The sequence below is a fragment of the Providencia sp. PROV156 genome (assembly GCF_028480905.1).
GTDB lineage: Bacteria > Pseudomonadota > Gammaproteobacteria > Enterobacterales > Enterobacteriaceae > Providencia > Providencia hangzhouensis.
The window spans coordinates 35,751-53,352 of sequence record NZ_JAMPPE010000003.1 but is presented as its reverse complement, the minus strand read 5'-3'; the positions used below and the strand labels follow the sequence as shown (position 1 = coordinate 53,352).

The following is a 17,602-nucleotide window of genomic DNA, read 5'->3' as shown; positions in this document are numbered from 1 at the left end:
AATTGATGTATAATTTGCACTAATAAAAAACTCAAGGGGCGAATAACTCCTTGAGTTTTTTTATTACTTAATAAACTTAATAATTAATTAAGCCGCTTTCTTTTTCTTACTGGTTTCTTCATTTGATGGCTCATTTGGCGACTTTTTTGCAGGAAGTACACCCAGATCATCAAACTCAAACTCATCGACGTTAATTGTCCGTAACCGGCTTGCTTCTGCTTTACGCAAGATATCAGCCTCTTCTTGCGTAATTACGTTTTCAGGAAGTAGTTGGTCAGCAAGCTTATCTAAGCGAGTAAAGCTGAGCTTACGCTCTTTTAAGCGGCAGATACGTTCGAAAATAGGTTCAGCAGCAATGATATCGAGCAGAGCTTGGTTTACAAGGCCATGAGGGTTGTTTTCCGTCGGCGTTAAGTACTGGCCACGGCCCAATCTGTCGCGTGTTTCTGATGGCTCCATCAGAATTTGAGCCAGTTTATGGTCTAGTCGGTCTGATGGTGTCGACATCGCACGGCCAGTAGGGAACAGTGTGATGCGCATGATCCCGGCAACCAATTTGTTAGGGAAGTTTTTCAGGAGGTCATCCATCGCTTTTTCTGATTGATATAAACAATCTTCAACCGCCCATTTCACTAATGGTAAGTCTGCTTTCTGGCGACCTTCATCTTCATAACGTTTTAAGGTTGCAGATGCGAGATACAAGTGGCTTAAAATATCTCCTAAGCGAGCAGAGATACGTTCACGGCGTTTCAAGCTACCGCCTAACACACCCATGGCAACATCGGATAGCAATGCTAAGTTGGCACTTTGGCGGTTTAGCATTTGATAGTAACGGCGTGTTTCATCTTTGGTTGGTGAATGACTTCCACGGCCATTGGTTAAACCAAGCCAGAAGCTACGGAATTGGTTACTAACCACATGTCCAATATGCCCAAATACGGCTTTATCGAATTTATGTAAGTTATTATCCTGCGCTGCGGCCATTTCTTCTAATACAAATGGATGGCAACGGATAGCGCCTTGACCGAAGATGATCATACTGCGGGTTAGGATATTTGCCCCTTCAACTGTAATGGCGATAGGGGCGCCTTGATAGGCTCTCGCAACAAAGTTTGAATCCCCAAGGCAAATGCCTTTACCACCGGTAATATCCATGGCGTCAATAATTGCGCGCTGGCCTCGGTGTGTACAATGGTATTTAACAATAGCGGATAGAACTGCAGGTTTCTCACCTAACATAATCCCAGAGGTAATGAGAGTTGCAGCTGCATCCATTAGATAAGTATTACCAGCAATACGTGCGAGAGGCTCTTCAATACCTTCCATTTTACCAATGGGTAATTTGAATTGGCGACGAATATAAGAGTAAGCTCCTGTCGCGATAGCGATACTCTTCAAGCTACCTGTTGAGTTCGATGGCAATGTAATGCCACGACCCACTGAAAGGCACTCAACCAACATTCTCCAACCTTGGCCAGCCATTTTTGGCCCACCAATAATGTAATCGATTGGAACAAAAATATCTTTTCCACGTGTAGGACCATTCATAAATGGAATATTTAGTGGGAAGTGGCGGTGACCAATTTCAACACCTGGGGTATTAGTTGGAATTAACGCACAGGTGATACCAAGGTTTTTCTCGCCACCTAAGAGTTTATCAGGGTCTGAAAGTTTGAATGCGAGACCTAGTACAGTGGCAATTGGTGCTAAGGTAATATAGCGTTTGTTCCATGTTAAACGCATTCCTAATACTTGCTCACCTTGCCATTCTCCCATACAAACGACACCTGAATCTGGGATTGCACCAGCATCTGAGCCTGCTTCAGGGCTCGTTAATGCAAAACATGGAATTTCTTCACCCGTCGCTAAGCCCGGTAAATAGCGTTGTTTTTGTTCGTCAGTCCCATAATGCTGTAGTAGTTCGCCAGGGCCTAATGAATTTGGAACACCAACAGTGATAGCAAGAATACCGGATACGCCAGCGAGTTTTTGTAGAACTTGAGACTGTGCATAAGCAGAAAACTCAAGGCCACCATATTCTTTTTTGATGATCATAGCGAAGAAACGGTGATCACGTAGGTATTGCCACACTTCAGGAGGAAGATCCGCAAGTTCATGGCTAACTTCGAAGTCATTGACCATACCACAAACAGTTTCAACGGGCCCATCCATAAAAGCTTGTTCTTCTGCGGTTAATTGTGGTTTTGGGTAGTTATGCAGTTTATTCCAATCTGGAGCACCACGGAAAAGGTCACCTTCCCACCACGTTGTCCCTGCGTCAATGGCTTCTTTTTCTGTACTTGACATTGGCGGCATGACTTTTTGGAACATTTTCATCGCGCGGATAGAGAAAAGCGATTGACGTACGGGAGTGAAGACAAAAGGAAATAAAACCAAGGCAACTGGCAGTAACATCCAGTAGCTCCAAATATTGATGACCCCCATAACCGCGGTATAGGCCAATAATAATATTGAGCTAAAAACTAAAGAGGTTTTGTGGTAACAAAGTACGCCGATTAAGGCGAGAAATAACACAATGCTGAGAAGGATCATAGTTAAGCTCCTGTCCACTTGTAAGAGGTCTGACCTGTTTGTTGCTTTAATCTATACCTATTAATAAAGGATTAGCAATGTATTTACATCTTAATTACAACTTAGCTCACAAAAACGTCATATAAAGGAAATTATCGTAGTAATTAGTCTTATTTGTTTTCTGAAAAGTCAGGTTATTGGTTATGAGATACGGTGAATTTTGTCGATAGGGTCATGACAGCACAATCAAAAGTAGAAACAAAATTATCCCTGTGCAACAATCTGACTATTAAAGATTAATTACTGATATCTATCTGAGTTTTGCCATGGAACGCCATTTTTCTTTTAGGATAATTTGGATGTAAATTAATCGTAATTTCTGTAACGTATTCTTAATTAAGAGGAAATCTCATGTATCAAGACTTAATCCGCGGCGAGCTGACTGAAGCGGCCGAGACGTTATCGAATTTCCTTAGCGATGATGCCAATATTAATGCTATCCAACAGGCTGCCGTTCTACTTGCTGACTCTTTTAAAGCAGGTGGCAAAGTATTATCTTGTGGTAATGGGGGCTCTCACTGTGATGCAATGCATTTTGCTGAAGAATTAACTGGGCGTTATCGCGAAAACCGCCCAGGTTATCCTGCGATTGCTATTTCAGATGTGAGTCATTTATCTTGTGTGAGTAATGACTTCGGCTATGAGTATGTTTTTTCGCGCTTTATCGAAGCTGTTGGCATGAAAGGTGATGTTTTACTCGGAATTTCTACCTCAGGTAATTCAGGAAACATTATTAAAGCGATTGCCGCTGCGCGTGAAAAAGGTATGAAAGTCATCACGCTAACAGGTAAAGATGGCGGGAAAATGGCTGGAACCGCGGATATTGAAATTCGTGTTCCACACTTTGGGTATGCCGACCGTATCCAAGAAATTCATATTAAAGTTATTCATATCTTAATTCAGTTAATCGAAAAAGAGATGGTGAAGTAACGTTATTATTGATCAGGAGCTTTTAAATGTGCGAGTTACTTGGCATGAGTGCCAATGTTCCAACCGATATTTCGTTTAGCCTAAGTGGGTTAATTTCCCGAGGGGGCCAAACAGGCCCACATAAAGATGGTTGGGGAATTACCTTTTATGAGGGGCTCGGGTGTCGCACATTTAAAGATCCTCAACCCAGTTTTTTATCACCTGTCGCTCGTTTTGTGCAGGAATACCCGATTAAATCAGAAAGTGTTGTTGCGCATATTCGCCAAGCAAATCGGGGGGATGTGTCGTTAGCAAATACTCACCCCTTTACTCGTGAGCTATGGGGACGTAATTGGACTTATGCACATAATGGGCAGTTAAAGGGGTATCGTACACTGAAAACTGGACGTTATTGCCCAATAGGTGAAACTGATAGCGAATGGGCATTTTGTTGGATACTTCATCAACTCAGTGAAAAATACCCACGCAGGCCATCGAATTGGAAAAGCGTGTTCCGTTTTATTGCGACATTAGCTGACCAATTACGTCATAAAGGGGTATTTAATATGTTGCTGTCTGATGGGCAATATATGATGGCCTTTAGCTCGACGAATTTACATTGGTTAACGCGTAAGGCACCGTTTGGTAAAGCAAAATTACTTGACCAAGATATTGAAATCGATTTTGAGCAGTGCACGACCCCCACTGATGTGGTCTCTGTTATCGCAACGCAACCACTAACGGGTAACGAAAACTGGCAGCGAATTGACCCTGGTAATTTCGTCTTATTCTATCTTGGTGAGCGCATATTGTGATTTAGACCCTAACAATTTTGTTGGGGTATCAGCTTGGTCAATAACCGCATATTTACCTAAAGCGACCGACACCTCGGCAGGCCTTCCTGTGCGGTTGAAATACTCGTAAGCGGGTTGTAGCTGCTTCCAGAAGGCATAATGGCTGGAATTACGGTAGCGCAGCATATTTTCATTTGTCATTTTAAATGGGTAAATGCTGACATTAATGACCGACTGCCCGCTGAGTAAGGCCGTTTCTACTGTTTGGTAAATCTCACCCATATATTTATCGGTCATGGCATAACATCCCACCGAAACGCAACTGCCGTGGATCATAAGATAGCTACCGCTATAGCCTTGCGCTTTATCAAACTCATTAGGAAAACCAATATTGATAGATCGGTAATACCGACTATTAGGATTGAGCTGTTCCGCTGTAATTTGATAAAATCCTTCTGGGCTTTTCAGGTCACCTTCAATTTTTTTTGGACCTAGCCCTCCTGAAAACTTACAAATTGGGTAAGTTTTCGACAGTTTATATTTTCCTGATGGTGTTTTTTGATAGAGTTCTAATAAACCTTCTTGCTTAAATATTTGAATAAAAATGGATGAGTTTGAGCTATCCGATACGTTATTATTAAGTAGAAATGAATAGTTACTCGCCTGAATAGCAGGAGAATATATGAGTACAAATAAAAAAATTGCACTAAAAAATTTACTTAATTTCATATCTAAGCCATATCAAGAAAATGTTATTGAACAAAAAGAGTACATATTTTATGCATTCTAGACGAGTAAATCGAAAATTAATATAGTTTGTTAATAGTTTTTAAATGAACCTTTATTGTGTAAATAATAAACAATGATCGATAAATGTGAGCTTAAATATCGATAATACCGAATTGTTAACAGAAAAATTTAAATATTAATGCAATTTGCTTGAACTATGTCACTTCTATAGCCGGACATAGAGAGTGGGAACTGATAAAATTGTGGGTGGCAGAAGATAAAATTTAGTAACAATTATGTGAGAATACCTGCTTAAGTGATGGCTATTACTTGAGCTATTTTTTATTTAATGAGTCGCTATCATTCATTGCTGAATCGTTAGCTTAGGGTTTAACTGATAAACTTGTGCAGATCTTATGATTAAAATTAAAAAAGGCCTCAACCTTCCTATCGCAGGTGAGCCAGCCCAAGTGATAGAAGACGGCCCGAAAATTCAACACGTAGCTGTGCTAGGTGAGGAATATGTCGGAATGCGTCCTTCGATGCTGGTTAAAGAAGGTGAGCGTGTAGTTAAAGGACAGGTTCTTTTTGAAGATAAAAAGAATCCAGGGGTTTTATTTACAAGCCCAGCCTGCGGTAAAATTGTTGCTATTCATCGTGGTGAGCGTCGTGTGCTTCAATCTGTTGTCATCGAAATTGATGGCGATGAACAAGAAACATTTGCAGCTTATACTCGTGATGAGCTATCAACATTAACGCAACAACAAGTCGAAGATAACTTGATCAAATCGGGTCTGTGGACATCTTTAAGAACGCGTCCATTTAGCCGTTCACCACAACCGGGTTCTTCACCTATCGCTATTTTTGTCACTGCAATGGATACTAACCCACTTGCAGCGGATCCTGTTTTAATTATTAAAGAGCAAGAACAAGCATTTAACGATGGGCTTTTGGTTCTAAGTCGTTTAACAGAAGGTAAAATCCATGTGTGTCATGGAGAGGGAGACTTACCGAAGAATACGGCACATAACCAAATTTCTTATACTCAGTTTGCAGGGCCGCATCCTGCTGGTTTAGCGGGAACTCATATTCATTTCTTAGAACCTGTGAGTATTAAGAAAAAAGTTTGGAGCCTTAATTACCAAGACGTTATTGCTATTGGTAAGCTATTTGTTACGGGTCACCTATACACAGACCGCGTGATTTCATTAGCAGGGCCACAAGTTGAAAAACCTCGTCTTCTGCGTACTCGCCTAGGTGCTGATTTATATGAATTAACACAAGGTCAGCTTAAAGCGGGTGAAAATCGTATTATTTCCGGTTCAGTCCTTTGGGGCGTGACATGCGATGATACCCATCACTATCTTGGTCGTTTTCATAATCAAGTCTCAGTGTTAGCCGAAGGTCGCAATAAAGAGTTATTTGGCTGGATTATGCCTGGTGTTAATAAATTTACGATTACTCGTACCACAATCGGGCATTTCCTGAAAAATAAACGTTTTAATTTTACAACGACAATGAACGGTGGCGAGCGTTCGATGGTGCCAATTGGTAACTACGAGCGAGTCATGCCTCTCGATATCATGGTCACTCATTTATTGCGCGATCTCCTTGCTGGAGACACTGACTCATCACAAGAATTGGGCTGTTTAGAGTTGGACGAAGAAGATTTAGGTTTATGTACCTACGTTTGCCCAGCGAAATATGAATATGGTCCGGTGCTACGCGATGTTCTGACCAAGATTGAGCTAGAAGGGTGATTCCATGGGTCTGAAAAATTTATTTGAAAAGTATGAGCACCATTTTGAGCCCGGTGGAAAGCTAGAAAAATACTATGCGTTATTTGAAGCAGTTTCGACTGTTTTTTACACGCCGGGTACGGTAACAAAAGGGCGTTCTCATGTCAGGGATACTATTGACCTGAAACGTATGATGATATTGGTGTGGCTAGCGGTTTTCCCAGCTATGTTCTGGGGAATGTATAACGTTGGTAACCAAGCCATCCCAGCTTTGCATCAATTATATAGCGGGGCTGAATTACAGCAAGTTCTAGCTAGTGATTGGCATTATAGCTTAGCGCAGTTTTTAGGCGCATCACTTTCGATGGATGCTGGATGGGGAAGTAAAATGCTGCTGGGTGCAGTGTATTTCCTTCCTATTTATGCAGTCGTTTTCTTAGTCGGTGGTTTCTGGGAAGTGTTATTCGCCATGATCCGCGGCCATGAAATAAACGAAGGCTTCTTTATTACCTCGATTCTATTTGCCTTAATTGTGCCGCCAACCATTCCTTTATGGCAGGCTGCATTAGGTATCACGTTCGGGGTTGTTATTGCGAAAGAAATTTTTGGCGGTACTGGGCGTAACTTCTTAAACCCGGCATTGGCTGGACGTGCTTTCTTATTCTTTGCTTATCCTGCTCAAATATCAGGTGACTTAGTTTGGACCGCTGCAGATGGCTTCTCTGGTGCAACACCATTATCACAATGGGCAACAGGTGGTGAGCATGCGCTAATGAACACAGTGACTCATGAGCCTATTACTTGGATGCAAGCCTTTTTAGGTAATATGCCAGGTTCAATTGGTGAAGTGTCAACTCTGATGCTGTTTATTGGTGGGGCTCTTATCATGTTCTTCCGTATTGCATCATGGCGCATTGTCGCTGGTGTGATGGTTGGTATGATTGCAATGTCCTACCTATTCAACGCCATTGGCTCTGATACCAACCCGTTATTTGCTATGCCATGGTGGTGGCACATGGTACTCGGTGGTTTCGCATTCGGTATGATTTTTATGGCGACAGACCCGGTATCAGCTTCATTCACAGACAAAGGTAAATGGGCGTACGGCATTCTGATCGGTGTAATGTGTGTTCTTATCAGGGTTGTTAACCCAGCTTATCCAGAAGGGATGATGCTGGCGATCCTATTCGCCAACCTGTTTGCTCCTCTGTTTGACTATCTGGTCGTTCAAGCAAATATTAAGCGGAGAAAAGCTCGTGGCTAATGAAAAACCAATTAATAACGATAGCGTCGGCAGAACATTTCTAGTTGTTTTTATTCTTTGTCTAGTGTGCTCTATTGTCGTCGCAGGTGCTGCCGTTGGTTTAAAACCACAGCAGCAAGAACAGATTCAGTTAGATACTCAACGTAACATTTTAAGTGTTGCTGGGTTGCTACAGCCTAAAATGACCGCTGAGGAAGTTCAAAATGTGTATAAGGATCGCATCGAACCTAAACTTTTGAATTTTAAAACTAATGAATTATCTGATAGCACTAGCCGTTATGACTTAAATAACGAGTTACGTAGTGAAGAAACGAGTATTGCACTCTCTCCTGCAGAGGATATTGCAAAAATCCGCCGTCGTGCAAATAGCGCTGAAATCTATTTGGTTAAAGATGAAGCAGGAAAAGTATCACAAATTATTTTACCTGTTTACGGTTCTGGTTTGTGGTCTGTCATGTATGCCTTTATTGCGGTAGATGTAGATGGTGTTACCTCTCGTGGTATTACTTACTACGCACATGGTGAAACACCAGGGCTGGGTGGTGAGGTTGATAACCCTCAGTGGAAAGCACAATGGCCAGGTAAAAAGCTGTTCAATGAACAGGGGGTTCCGGCAATTAAAATCGTGCGCGGTGGTGCTACAGATAACCCATACGGTATCGACGGCCTTTCAGGTGCGACTCTAACATCGAACGGGATCCAACATATGTTTGATTTCTGGTTAGGGGATAACGGTTTTGGTCCGTTCCTGAAAAAAGTACGTGAAGGAGCGCTGAATAATGGCTGATTCAAAAGAAGTAAAACGCGTCCTACTTGGGCCGCTATTTGATAACAACCCAATTGCTTTACAGGTATTAGGGGTTTGTTCTGCACTTGCAGTGACAACGAAGTTAGAAACCGCACTCGTTATGACGATTGCTGTAACCTTAGTAACGGCTTTTTCTAACTTCTTTATCTCACTTATCAGGAACTATATTCCGAGCAGTGTGCGTATTATTGTTCAAATGGCGATTATTGCGTCTTTAGTTATTGTCGTTGACCAAATTTTACGTGCATACGCCTATGAAATATCAAAACAACTTTCTGTATTTGTTGGCTTGATTATTACTAACTGTATCGTCATGGGACGTGCTGAAGCTTACGCAATGAAAGCACCACCAATTGAAAGCTTCATGGACGGTATTGGTAACGGTCTTGGTTATGGTGTGATCCTTGTTTTAGTCGGCTTTTTCCGTGAGTTATTTGGTTCCGGCAAATTGTTTGGTATCACAGTTTTTGAATCACTACAAACCGGTGGTTGGTACATGCCAAATGGCTTGTTCCTCCTCGCGCCAAGTGCATTCTTTATCATTGGTATGCTGATTTGGGGACTACGTACTCTGAAACCAGCTCAGGTAGAGAAGGACTAATCACATGGAACACTATATTAGCCTGTTTGTTAAAGCCATTTTTATTGAAAATATGGCATTAGCGTTTTTCTTGGGAATGTGTACTTTCCTTGCGGTGTCGAAGAATGTAAAAACCGCTTTTGGACTGGGTATCGCTGTAACGGTAGTTCTGGGGATCTCTGTCCCAGCCAATAACTTAGTATACAACTTGGTGTTACGTGATGGTGCGATTGCCGAAGGTATCGATTTATCCTTCTTGAACTTCATCACTTTTATCGGTGTTATTGCCGCGTTAGTTCAGATTCTTGAAATGATTTTAGACCGCTACTTCCCGTCACTGTATAACGCGTTAGGTATCTTTTTGCCATTGATTACCGTTAACTGTGCCATTTTCGGTGGTGTTTCTTTCATGGCTCAGCGTGATTATAACTTTAGCGAATCGATTGTGTATGGGTTCGGTTCGGGGATCGGCTGGATGCTCGCAATCGTATTGCTGGCGGCTATCCGTGAGAAGATGAAGTACTCAGATATTCCATCGGGTCTAAAAGGGTTAGGTATCACCTTTGTGACAACCGGTTTAATGGCATTGGGCTTTATGTCCTTCTCCGGTGTGCAGCTATAAAGGCGAGAAGAATTCATGGAAATTATTATTTTAGGTGTCGTGATGTTTACCCTGATTGTCTTGGTGCTGACAGGTTTAATCCTGTTTGCTAAATCCAAGCTAGTCAATACAGGGAACATCAAAGTTGAAGTTAATGGCGATCCAGACAAAAGTTTTGAAGCTCCGGCGGGCGACAAACTGTTAGGCATGCTATCAAACCAAGGTATTTTTGTTTCATCAGCATGTGGCGGCGGTGGCTCTTGTGGTCAGTGCCGTGTGAAAATCAAAGAAGGCGGTGGTGATATTCTGCCAACTGAGCTTTCACACATCAACAAACGTGAAGCAAAAGAAGGCTGCCGATTAGCGTGTCAGGTCAACGTTAAGCAAGATTTAAAAATTGAGCTTCCAGAAGAAATTTTTGGTGTGAAAAAATGGGAGTGTGAAGTTATTTCTAATGATAACAAAGCCACTTTCATTAAAGAGCTTAAACTGAAAATTCCAGAAGGAGAGGTAGTTCCTTTCCGTGCGGGTGGTTTTATTCAGATTGAATGTCCGGCACATGTTGTCAAATACGAAGATTTTGATGTACCAGAAGAGTACCGCGAAGATTGGGATAAATTTAACCTGTTCCGTTATGTGTCTGAGGTTAAAGAGCCAACTGTTCGCGCCTATTCGATGGCAAACTACCCGGAAGAGTATGGCATTATCATGCTAAACGTGCGTATTGCTACGCCACCACCTCGTAATCCAGATGTCCCACCGGGGATCATGTCTTCTTATATTTGGTCATTAAAGCCAGGGGATAAAGTCACTATTTCTGGGCCGTTTGGTGAATTCTTTGCTAAAGAAACGGAAGCAGAAATGGTGTTTATCGGTGGTGGTGCGGGAATGGCGCCAATGCGTTCTCACATATTTGACCAACTGCGTCGTTTGGATTCTAAACGTAAGATCAGTTTCTGGTATGGTGCGCGTTCAGTCCGTGAAATGTTCTACACTGAAGATTTTGACCAACTTGCCGCAGAACATGAAAACTTTACATGGCATGTCGCGCTTTCAGACCCTATGCCTGAAGATAATTGGGATGGTTATACAGGTTTCATCCATAATGTCTTATATGAAAACTACTTAAAAGACCATCCAGCGCCAGAAGATTGTGAGTTCTATATGTGTGGACCTCCAATGATGAATGCTGCTGTGATTAAAATGTTGAAAGACCTCGGTGTTGAAGATGAAAATATCCTGTTGGATGACTTCGGTGGTTAAGCAACTTAGCTGATTTTATTAGACTTATCAAAGTCAGTAGACAGTAACACTTTAAAGAGGGAAAATATTTTCCCTCTTTGTGATTTTAGTAAATCTATTAAGTGCTAATTAGTTAGCGCTTAATAGGTAGATTTATAATTATTTTGACTGGAACATTCTCTGCATGGGTGACGATGTAAAGTGTGTTAATAGTCTGGGCGGCCTTAACAAAATGCGCTCATGATTGACGCGGAGAAAATTATGCTAAGTAAAAGAATCTATACCCCAATACTGCTATTTGTTGCAGCTCTGTTTCTTACTGCCTGTGGTGGACCTGAACAACAGAATCTTCAGGGGCAAACGATGGGGACGTACTATTCGGTTAAATATGTTACAGATTCTTCGGAGCCAAAGCCTGAAGTCATTCAAGCCGAAATAGATAAACGTTTGGAGGAAGTTAACGACCAAATGTCAACATATCGCCCAGATTCAGAATTAAGTCGTTTTAATCAATTTAAAGAAGTGAATACGCCGTTCCCAGTTTCTGCAGCAACCGCAACTGTGGTTAAAAAAGCCATTGAAATTAATAAGCTTACTAATGGTTCATTAGATGTAACGGTTGGGCCTTTAGTTAATTTATGGGGTTTTGGCCCTGAAGGAAGAGTGACTAAAGCGCCTTCTGATGAAGAGTTGGCTAAGCGTAGAGCCTGGACTGGTATCGAGAAACTCTCGGTTCAGGATAATAACCTAATTAAAACGATCCCTGAGCTGTACGTCGACCTTTCCTCAATTGCTAAAGGTTATGGTGTCGACGTTGTTGCTGAATATTTAGAATCATTGGATATCAATAATTATATGGTTGATATTGGTGGTGAAGTGCGTACGAAAGGAACAAATGGTAAAGAAGTACCATGGCGTATTGCAATAGAAAAACCTGTAGCGGATGGGGTAAGCCAAACAGCACAAGAGATTATTGAACCAGGTGACCGTTCTATCGCTACATCAGGAGATTACCGTAATTATTTCGAGCAAGATGGCGTTCGTTTTTCTCATACCATTGACCCAAAAACAGGCAAGCCAATCACTCATAATTTAGTTTCTATTACGGTGATTGCAGAAAATTGTATGAGTGCTGATGGCCTATCTACGGGGCTAAATGTTTTAGGGCCTGAAGTTGGCTTTGATTTAGCTGAAAAAATGAATATTCCTGTTTTTATGATTGTTAAGACAGATAAAGGTTTTGAAGAGCGTTATACTAAGGCATTCGAACCATTTTTAACTAAAAAACAGTAGTTGTGGGAGGATAAAAGATGCTAAATGTTTTTATTGCAGCCTTTGTACTGTTTTTGCTGGCCTTTTTAGGCATGTCACTTGGATATATTATTAAGCGTAAGAGTATCCAAGGTAGCTGCGGCGGGTTAAGCAGTATTGGTGTTGATAAAGTGTGTGATTGCCCTGAGCCTTGCGATGCACGTAAAAAGCGTATGGCACGTGAAGAAGCCCGCCAAAAAATACTGGATAAAAATCGTATTATTTGAATAGTAATATTTAACGGTTCTATAACTAGTAATGAGCCGGAGATGTCTAAATATAGTTATTAGACATCTCCAAATATTACTTTCCCGTTATACAGTCTAAATTAATTGCATTTTCTTAGCACATGAAACAGAGACAGGGTAATTAACATGCATGCTTTTTGTCTCACCATCAAATCTAATCGTGACCTTTCCATTATCATTGTTGTTAATTTGGCAAGGTAAAAAATCACCACTACTCCACAGTTCATTACTTTTCGTAGTAATTTTAGCTTTCCAAGCACTTTTACCTGTTGTTGAGTAAGGGAATGAATTTTCGTTAGAGCTAGATGTGGCATGTGCTAGATTATAAAATATAAACACATTATCATAGGGGTTATCACTATTATGATAATGTATTTCAACTTTCCTTAATGTTTCATTCCAATAATTCTCGACAATCATTGTTCCAATATTTGACATATAAAACCTTTTTTAAATTATTTTAAATAGAATTTTTGTGACGGATTAAATATATCAAGTTTTCTATAGCGGTAAATTAAGAACAATTATTATTAATTGATGAAAAGAATGTTTTTAAGATGTGATTTAATTCCTAAGCTATTATTAAAGTAATAATAGCTTAGGAGATGTTATTAGATTATTTTTTAAATGCTTTTGGGGAATCAACCATTACAGCATCAACACCAATTTCTTTTGCGAGTTGGTAGTCACTGTCATTATTAACACCAAAGACAATGATATAGGCATTACCATTTTTTCTAAAACAGTCGATGGACTCTTTATCCCATGAAAGGGTAGCTGGTGAGCGTGCCTCACCTAATGTATATTTTTCAACTACTTCAACTTTACGATGTAGCTCAAAGCCATACCAACGAGTGGTGGTTTTGTCATTTTCTATTGAGCATTGATGGTTCATCACGATATTTGCCAACATAGTCCGAGTTTCATCACGGCTTTCAAATAGTGAAATTTTTGATGAAAGGGATTTTAGCGCTTTTAAAAATTCATCATTAGTGGAATAAAAACGTACTCGGCTAAATGAATTAGTTTTATCTAGTAATGCAAGGATAGCTTGTGCTTGGATATTAGGGTCTGCATCAGGTGATTTTAAATCAATATAAAAAGTCGTATCAGGGTATTTTTTTAAAATAGTTTCTAGTCTACTAATAGTAGTATCTTGCATAGGTAGTTGCAGGTTATTTTTTATATTGTATTTATATGCAGCATTTATACGGTTAAGTTGCAGGGCATACAGGACCTTCATGGTCTGTAAGTGAGCTTAAGTCACTTGGACGATATAAAACGAGTTGATTATCTTTACTTAACTGAGCGGTAAGCCAAATAGCATCAGCATTATTTTTCTTCGCTAAATCAATTGCATAAATTGTATTTTCTGGTGCATCAGCCGTTCCTGCACGGTGAGCAACAATTTTAGGGGATAGTGCAAAAACGGTTTGGCTAGCAAACAGTATTATGAGAGTTGCCATAAATTTAAAATATTTTGATGTTGATGTAATTGCCATAGAGATGATCCATAAATAGTTTTTCAAGGTATTGTCGTTGGTAAAACAACTCTTTTTATTACTTTTTTGTTTAAAAGTAAGTATTAACACTTATTTTTAAGACAAACTTTAAATAAAATCTTTATTGGATAGATTGGCAGATGATTATTGCAATATGATGAATTACCTAGTTATCATTAAGTTAGCTTGTTATTCATCCATTTATGGTGGTCTGATAATAATTGCATGGCTATTAAAGATACTGTATATTTAAACAGTTGATTGATTGTTAGGGTATACTCGTGCGTAAAATTATTCATATTGATATGGACTGCTTTTATGCCGCCATCGAGATGCGTGACGACCCAAGCCTTCGCAATGTACCTATTGCGGTGGGAGGTAGCGCAGATCGCCGAGGAGTGATTAGTACTGCAAATTATGAAGCACGTCGCTACGGTGTTCATAGTGCGATGTCTACAGCGATTGCACTTAGGCTTTGCCCTCACTTGAAAGTGGTTCCTGGGCATATGGCACTTTATAAAGAAACCTCTCTTCATATTCGAAAAATATTTGCGCGTTACACAGACCTCATAGAACCGCTTTCTCTTGATGAGGCTTATTTGGATGTTACGGATTGTACGCAATTACACGGCTCTGCAACGTTAATTGCTGAGGCTATCCGTAAGCAAATCTTTGATGAATTACAGCTCACTGCTTCAGCGGGGATCGCTCCAATAAAATTTTTGGCAAAGATTGCTTCCGATATGAACAAACCGAATGGCCAATTCGTGATCACACCACAAGATATCGATCAATTCGTTCTTAAATTGCCGCTAAAAAAAATACCAGGAGTGGGTAAGGTAACAGCCCAAAAATTAGCGGATATGGGGTTGGTGACTTGTGCCGATGTTCAAAAATATGATGTAGTTGCGTTGATTAAAAGCATGGGGAAATTTGGGCAGGTACTTTGGGAGCGTTGCCATGGTATCGATGAACGTGCGATTAACCCTGATAGGCTTAGGAAATCGGTAGGAGTTGAACGTACACTTACAGAAGATATCTATCAATGGGAAGATTGCTTGCCGTTGTTGGATAAATTATACGATGAACTCCAACTGCGTTTAGCAAAGGTAAAGCCTGACCTTCGTATTGCTCGCCAAGGTGTAAAATTTAAATTTGCAGACTTTCAGCAAACGACACAAGAACATGTATATCCAGTTCTCAATAAACAAGATTTGGTACAAATAGCGAAAAAAGCTTGGGATAACCGCCGCTTAGGGCGTGGCGTTCGGTTAGTTGGTTTGCATGTGATGCTGCAAAGTCCTCAGCTTGAACGGCAATTATTACTTGAATTATAAAAAACACCCATCGTATGATAGGTGTTTGATTTACAATTAATTAGTTGTTTATTCTTTAACTGGAATTGCTTTTAAAACCGCAGTTAATAATTTCCAATACTCACCAACGCTTGCAATATGCACACGCTCATCAGGGGAGTGCGCACCACGAATAGTTGGCCCAATTGAAACCATATCCATGTCTGGGTAAGGCTTTTTGAATAAGCCACACTCAAGGCCTGCGTGGATCACCATCACATTAGGAATTTTACCGAATAGTTTGTTGTAGGTATCACTGACTAAATGCATCACTGGTGAGTCTGCATCGGGCTGCCAACCAGGGTAACTGCCTTCTGCTCGATATTGGGCTTGTGCTAATTTACTGATAGATGTCAGCATGTTAACAACGTAGTTCTTGCCGCTATCGATAAGTGAGCGAACAAGGAAGATAATTTCTGCTTTATCTTCAGTTAGGCGTACCACACCTTCATTAAGTGACGTTTCAACCACGCCAATAGCCACGTCGCTCATGCGAATTACACCGTTCGGTGCTGCATTTAAGAAGAAAACAAAACGCTTTTGGCAATCATCAGAAAGGGCTTTTAGCTCACTTTGCGTTTCGTCAAGTAGCAGAACAAGGTTAGGCTCAACAACAGCTAATTCATTTTTCAGAATATCTTCATAGCGCGTTCTCAGTGCCGTTAATTCAGCAACTTTGTCTGCTGGAACAGCAATAATGGCATAGGCTTCACGAGGAATCGCATTGCGAACAGTACCCCCTCTAAAATCTAATAATTTTAGGCTTAAATCTTCTGCGTGCCCTGCTAGAAAACGAGCTAACAGCTTATTGGCATTACCTAAACCTAAATGTACATCACCACCGGAGTGACCACCTTTTAGGCCTTTTAGGGTCATTGTGAAGGTTTTATAGCCTTGTGGTAATGCTTCACGAGTCAGGTCAAACGTGGTTGTAAAATCAACACCACCAGCGCAACCCATGTAAATTTCACCTTCTTCTTCGGAGTCGGTGTTTATCAAAATATCTGCTTGTAACCAGCCTGCTTTCAAGCCAAAAGCACCTTCCATACCGGCTTCTTCGGTCATGGTCAGGAGAACTTCCATTGGCCCATGCTCAACGCTATCGTCAGCAAGAACAGCCAAAGCAGAAGCTAAGCCAATGCCGTTATCAGCACCTAAAGTGGTGCCTTCAGCAGTAACCCACTCACCATTAACATAGGGACGAATTGGATCTGTTTTAAAGTCATGTACCGTGTCGTTATTTTTTTGTGGCACCATGTCCAAGTGAGCTTGTAAAACAACACCTTTACGGTTTTCATAACCAGGCGTAGCAGGTTTACGGATCAGAATATTGCCTACTTCATCACGTTCAACGTGAAAGCCTTTTTGTTTTGACCAATCAACAATATGCGCGGCTAAGGCTTCTTCGTGATACGAAGGGTGTGGGATAGAACAGATTTTAGCGAAGATATCCCATAGCGGTTGGGGGGATAATGTAGCTAGCTCAGACACGTCTCTCTCCTTTTATTTTCCCTTTATATTTCAATCTGTAGCGTTGTTGGCTTCATTCATAAATCCCAGTCACATACTTATGTATGCTCCTAGGATTTACTCATTTGCCGCCTAGCTACAAATTGAACTATTTAGGGATAATATCCTGAATAACCCAGTAGGAGCTGATTGGCAACCAACGTTAATTTCAGCTTCAATTTTAAAAGGAATATTGCTGTAATTATGACCTAACAGCCTGAAGTTTCGAATTAAAGGCTGCCTCTTTTATAAACTCAGGATAACACTTTCTTTTGAGCAATGGACAGTGTAAATGATAATAATTAATGGCGAATGGTGCTTTTTACTGGTTTTTAACCGGCCAAATCACTATAATCTCGCGCAACCTTTTTTCCGCAAGACACTTTTCAGATTTACTCAGCAGTCGGGACCCGAATTTT

General features: G+C 40.7%; 15 protein-coding genes and 1 pseudogene. 11 read left to right on the top strand and 5 right to left on the bottom strand.

From position 1 onward, the window contains the following. Positions 1-87: 87 nt before the first annotated feature. The gene (gene fadE / locus PSF31_RS02600) at positions 88-2,553 is read right to left on the bottom strand and encodes an acyl-CoA dehydrogenase FadE (RefSeq protein ID WP_096864771.1); all 2,466 of its coding nucleotides are present in this window, start codon (positions 2,551-2,553) and stop codon (positions 88-90) included. A 390-nt stretch (positions 2,554-2,943) separates the two neighbouring features. Between fadE and lpcA the strand changes: the two genes are divergently transcribed. Both lpcA and PSF31_RS02590 read left to right on the top strand, forming a co-directional pair. Next, the gene (gene lpcA / locus PSF31_RS02595) at positions 2,944-3,522 is read left to right on the top strand and encodes a D-sedoheptulose 7-phosphate isomerase (protein ID WP_004264745.1); all 579 of its coding nucleotides are present in this window, start codon (positions 2,944-2,946) and stop codon (positions 3,520-3,522) included. Between the two features lie 26 nt (positions 3,523-3,548). Beyond that, a complete protein-coding gene (locus PSF31_RS02590; protein ID WP_004264748.1) occupies positions 3,549-4,316 on the top strand; it encodes a class II glutamine amidotransferase in 768 nt (255 codons plus the stop codon). Here PSF31_RS02590 and PSF31_RS02585 read toward each other — a convergent pair. Next, on the bottom strand, positions 4,287-5,024 hold the full coding sequence (locus tag PSF31_RS02585; protein ID WP_004264751.1) for a L,D-transpeptidase family protein: 738 nt from the start codon (positions 5,022-5,024) through the stop codon (positions 4,287-4,289). The genes PSF31_RS02590 and PSF31_RS02585 overlap by 30 nt on opposite strands. A 416-nt stretch (positions 5,025-5,440) precedes the next feature. Between PSF31_RS02585 and PSF31_RS02580 the strand changes: the two genes are divergently transcribed. The 8 genes from PSF31_RS02580 (at position 5,441) to nqrM (ending at position 12,796) form a co-directional block, all read left to right on the top strand. Then, positions 5,441-6,784 (top strand): Na(+)-translocating NADH-quinone reductase subunit A, encoded by a 1,344-nt coding sequence (locus tag PSF31_RS02580; protein ID WP_004264753.1) that lies wholly within the window; start codon positions 5,441-5,443, stop codon positions 6,782-6,784. A gap of 4 nt (positions 6,785-6,788) precedes the next feature. Continuing rightward, positions 6,789-8,027: an NADH:ubiquinone reductase (Na(+)-transporting) subunit B gene (locus PSF31_RS02575; RefSeq protein WP_004264756.1), complete on the top strand. Its 1,239-nt coding sequence runs from the start codon at positions 6,789-6,791 to the stop codon at positions 8,025-8,027. Further along, positions 8,020-8,814 carry a Na(+)-translocating NADH-quinone reductase subunit C gene (locus PSF31_RS02570; RefSeq protein ID WP_004264759.1) on the top strand — a complete coding sequence of 265 codons (795 nt, stop codon included), beginning with the start codon at positions 8,020-8,022 and terminating at the stop codon, positions 8,812-8,814. The genes PSF31_RS02575 and PSF31_RS02570 overlap by 8 nt, the downstream gene beginning before the upstream one ends. Beyond that, positions 8,807-9,436 (top strand): NADH:ubiquinone reductase (Na(+)-transporting) subunit D, encoded by a 630-nt coding sequence (locus PSF31_RS02565; RefSeq protein ID WP_004264762.1) that lies wholly within the window; start codon positions 8,807-8,809, stop codon positions 9,434-9,436. The genes PSF31_RS02570 and PSF31_RS02565 overlap by 8 nt, the downstream gene beginning before the upstream one ends. Before the next feature lie 4 nt (positions 9,437-9,440). Next, complete coding sequence (gene nqrE / locus PSF31_RS02560) at positions 9,441-10,037, top strand: NADH:ubiquinone reductase (Na(+)-transporting) subunit E (RefSeq protein ID WP_004264764.1); 597 nt, start codon at positions 9,441-9,443, stop codon at positions 10,035-10,037. Between the two features lie 15 nt (positions 10,038-10,052). Then, complete coding sequence (gene nqrF / locus PSF31_RS02555; RefSeq protein ID WP_004264766.1) at positions 10,053-11,279, top strand: NADH:ubiquinone reductase (Na(+)-transporting) subunit F; 1,227 nt, start codon at positions 10,053-10,055, stop codon at positions 11,277-11,279. Positions 11,280-11,519: 240 nt separating this feature from the next. After that, positions 11,520-12,551 (top strand): FAD:protein FMN transferase, encoded by a 1,032-nt coding sequence (locus PSF31_RS02550; RefSeq protein WP_036958908.1) that lies wholly within the window; start codon positions 11,520-11,522, stop codon positions 12,549-12,551. A gap of 17 nt (positions 12,552-12,568) precedes the next feature. Then, a complete protein-coding gene (gene nqrM, locus PSF31_RS02545) occupies positions 12,569-12,796 on the top strand; it encodes a (Na+)-NQR maturation NqrM (RefSeq protein WP_004264769.1) in 228 nt (75 codons plus the stop codon). 96 nt (positions 12,797-12,892) lie between these two features. Here the strand turns inward: nqrM and PSF31_RS02540 are convergent, their stop codons facing one another. Beyond that, positions 12,893-13,255: a hypothetical protein gene (locus tag PSF31_RS02540; RefSeq protein WP_096864772.1), complete on the bottom strand. Its 363-nt coding sequence runs from the start codon at positions 13,253-13,255 to the stop codon at positions 12,893-12,895. A gap of 178 nt (positions 13,256-13,433) precedes the next feature. After that, a pseudogene (locus PSF31_RS02535) lies at positions 13,434-14,319 on the bottom strand (glycerophosphodiester phosphodiesterase family protein). Between the two features lie 281 nt (positions 14,320-14,600). On the opposite strand from PSF31_RS02535, the gene dinB reads away from it, so the two are divergent. After that, positions 14,601-15,656: a DNA polymerase IV gene (gene dinB, locus PSF31_RS02530; protein ID WP_036958912.1), complete on the top strand. Its 1,056-nt coding sequence runs from the start codon at positions 14,601-14,603 to the stop codon at positions 15,654-15,656. Between the two features lie 48 nt (positions 15,657-15,704). Here dinB and pepD read toward each other — a convergent pair whose 3' ends face one another. Continuing rightward, positions 15,705-17,165, bottom strand: coding sequence for a beta-Ala-His dipeptidase (pepD, locus tag PSF31_RS02525; protein WP_004264782.1), 1,461 nt, complete (start codon positions 17,163-17,165; stop codon positions 15,705-15,707). Positions 17,166-17,602: the final 437 nt, after the last annotated feature.

What these genes read in the sequence shown, in the direction of transcription:
- PSF31_RS02590 (WP_004264748.1), top strand. Translation starts at nt 3,549, where the DNA reads ATGTGCGAGTTACTTGGCATGAGTGCCAATGTTCCAACCGATATTTCG.
- PSF31_RS02550 (WP_036958908.1), top strand. Translation starts at nt 11,520, where the DNA reads ATGCTAAGTAAAAGAATCTATACCCCAATACTGCTATTTGTTGCAGCT.
- lpcA (WP_004264745.1), top strand. Translation starts at nt 2,944, where the DNA reads ATGTATCAAGACTTAATCCGCGGCGAGCTGACTGAAGCGGCCGAGACG.
- nqrM (WP_004264769.1), top strand. Translation starts at nt 12,569, where the DNA reads ATGCTAAATGTTTTTATTGCAGCCTTTGTACTGTTTTTGCTGGCCTTT.
- fadE (WP_096864771.1), bottom strand. Translation starts at nt 2,553, where the DNA reads ATGATCCTTCTCAGCATTGTGTTATTTCTCGCCTTAATCGGCGTACTT.
- PSF31_RS02580 (WP_004264753.1), top strand. Translation starts at nt 5,441, where the DNA reads ATGATTAAAATTAAAAAAGGCCTCAACCTTCCTATCGCAGGTGAGCCA.
- PSF31_RS02585 (WP_004264751.1), bottom strand. Translation starts at nt 5,024, where the DNA reads ATGAAATTAAGTAAATTTTTTAGTGCAATTTTTTTATTTGTACTCATA.
- PSF31_RS02575 (WP_004264756.1), top strand. Translation starts at nt 6,789, where the DNA reads ATGGGTCTGAAAAATTTATTTGAAAAGTATGAGCACCATTTTGAGCCC.
- PSF31_RS02565 (WP_004264762.1), top strand. Translation starts at nt 8,807, where the DNA reads ATGGCTGATTCAAAAGAAGTAAAACGCGTCCTACTTGGGCCGCTATTT.
- nqrE (WP_004264764.1), top strand. Translation starts at nt 9,441, where the DNA reads ATGGAACACTATATTAGCCTGTTTGTTAAAGCCATTTTTATTGAAAAT.
- nqrF (WP_004264766.1), top strand. Translation starts at nt 10,053, where the DNA reads ATGGAAATTATTATTTTAGGTGTCGTGATGTTTACCCTGATTGTCTTG.
- PSF31_RS02540 (WP_096864772.1), bottom strand. Translation starts at nt 13,255, where the DNA reads ATGTCAAATATTGGAACAATGATTGTCGAGAATTATTGGAATGAAACA.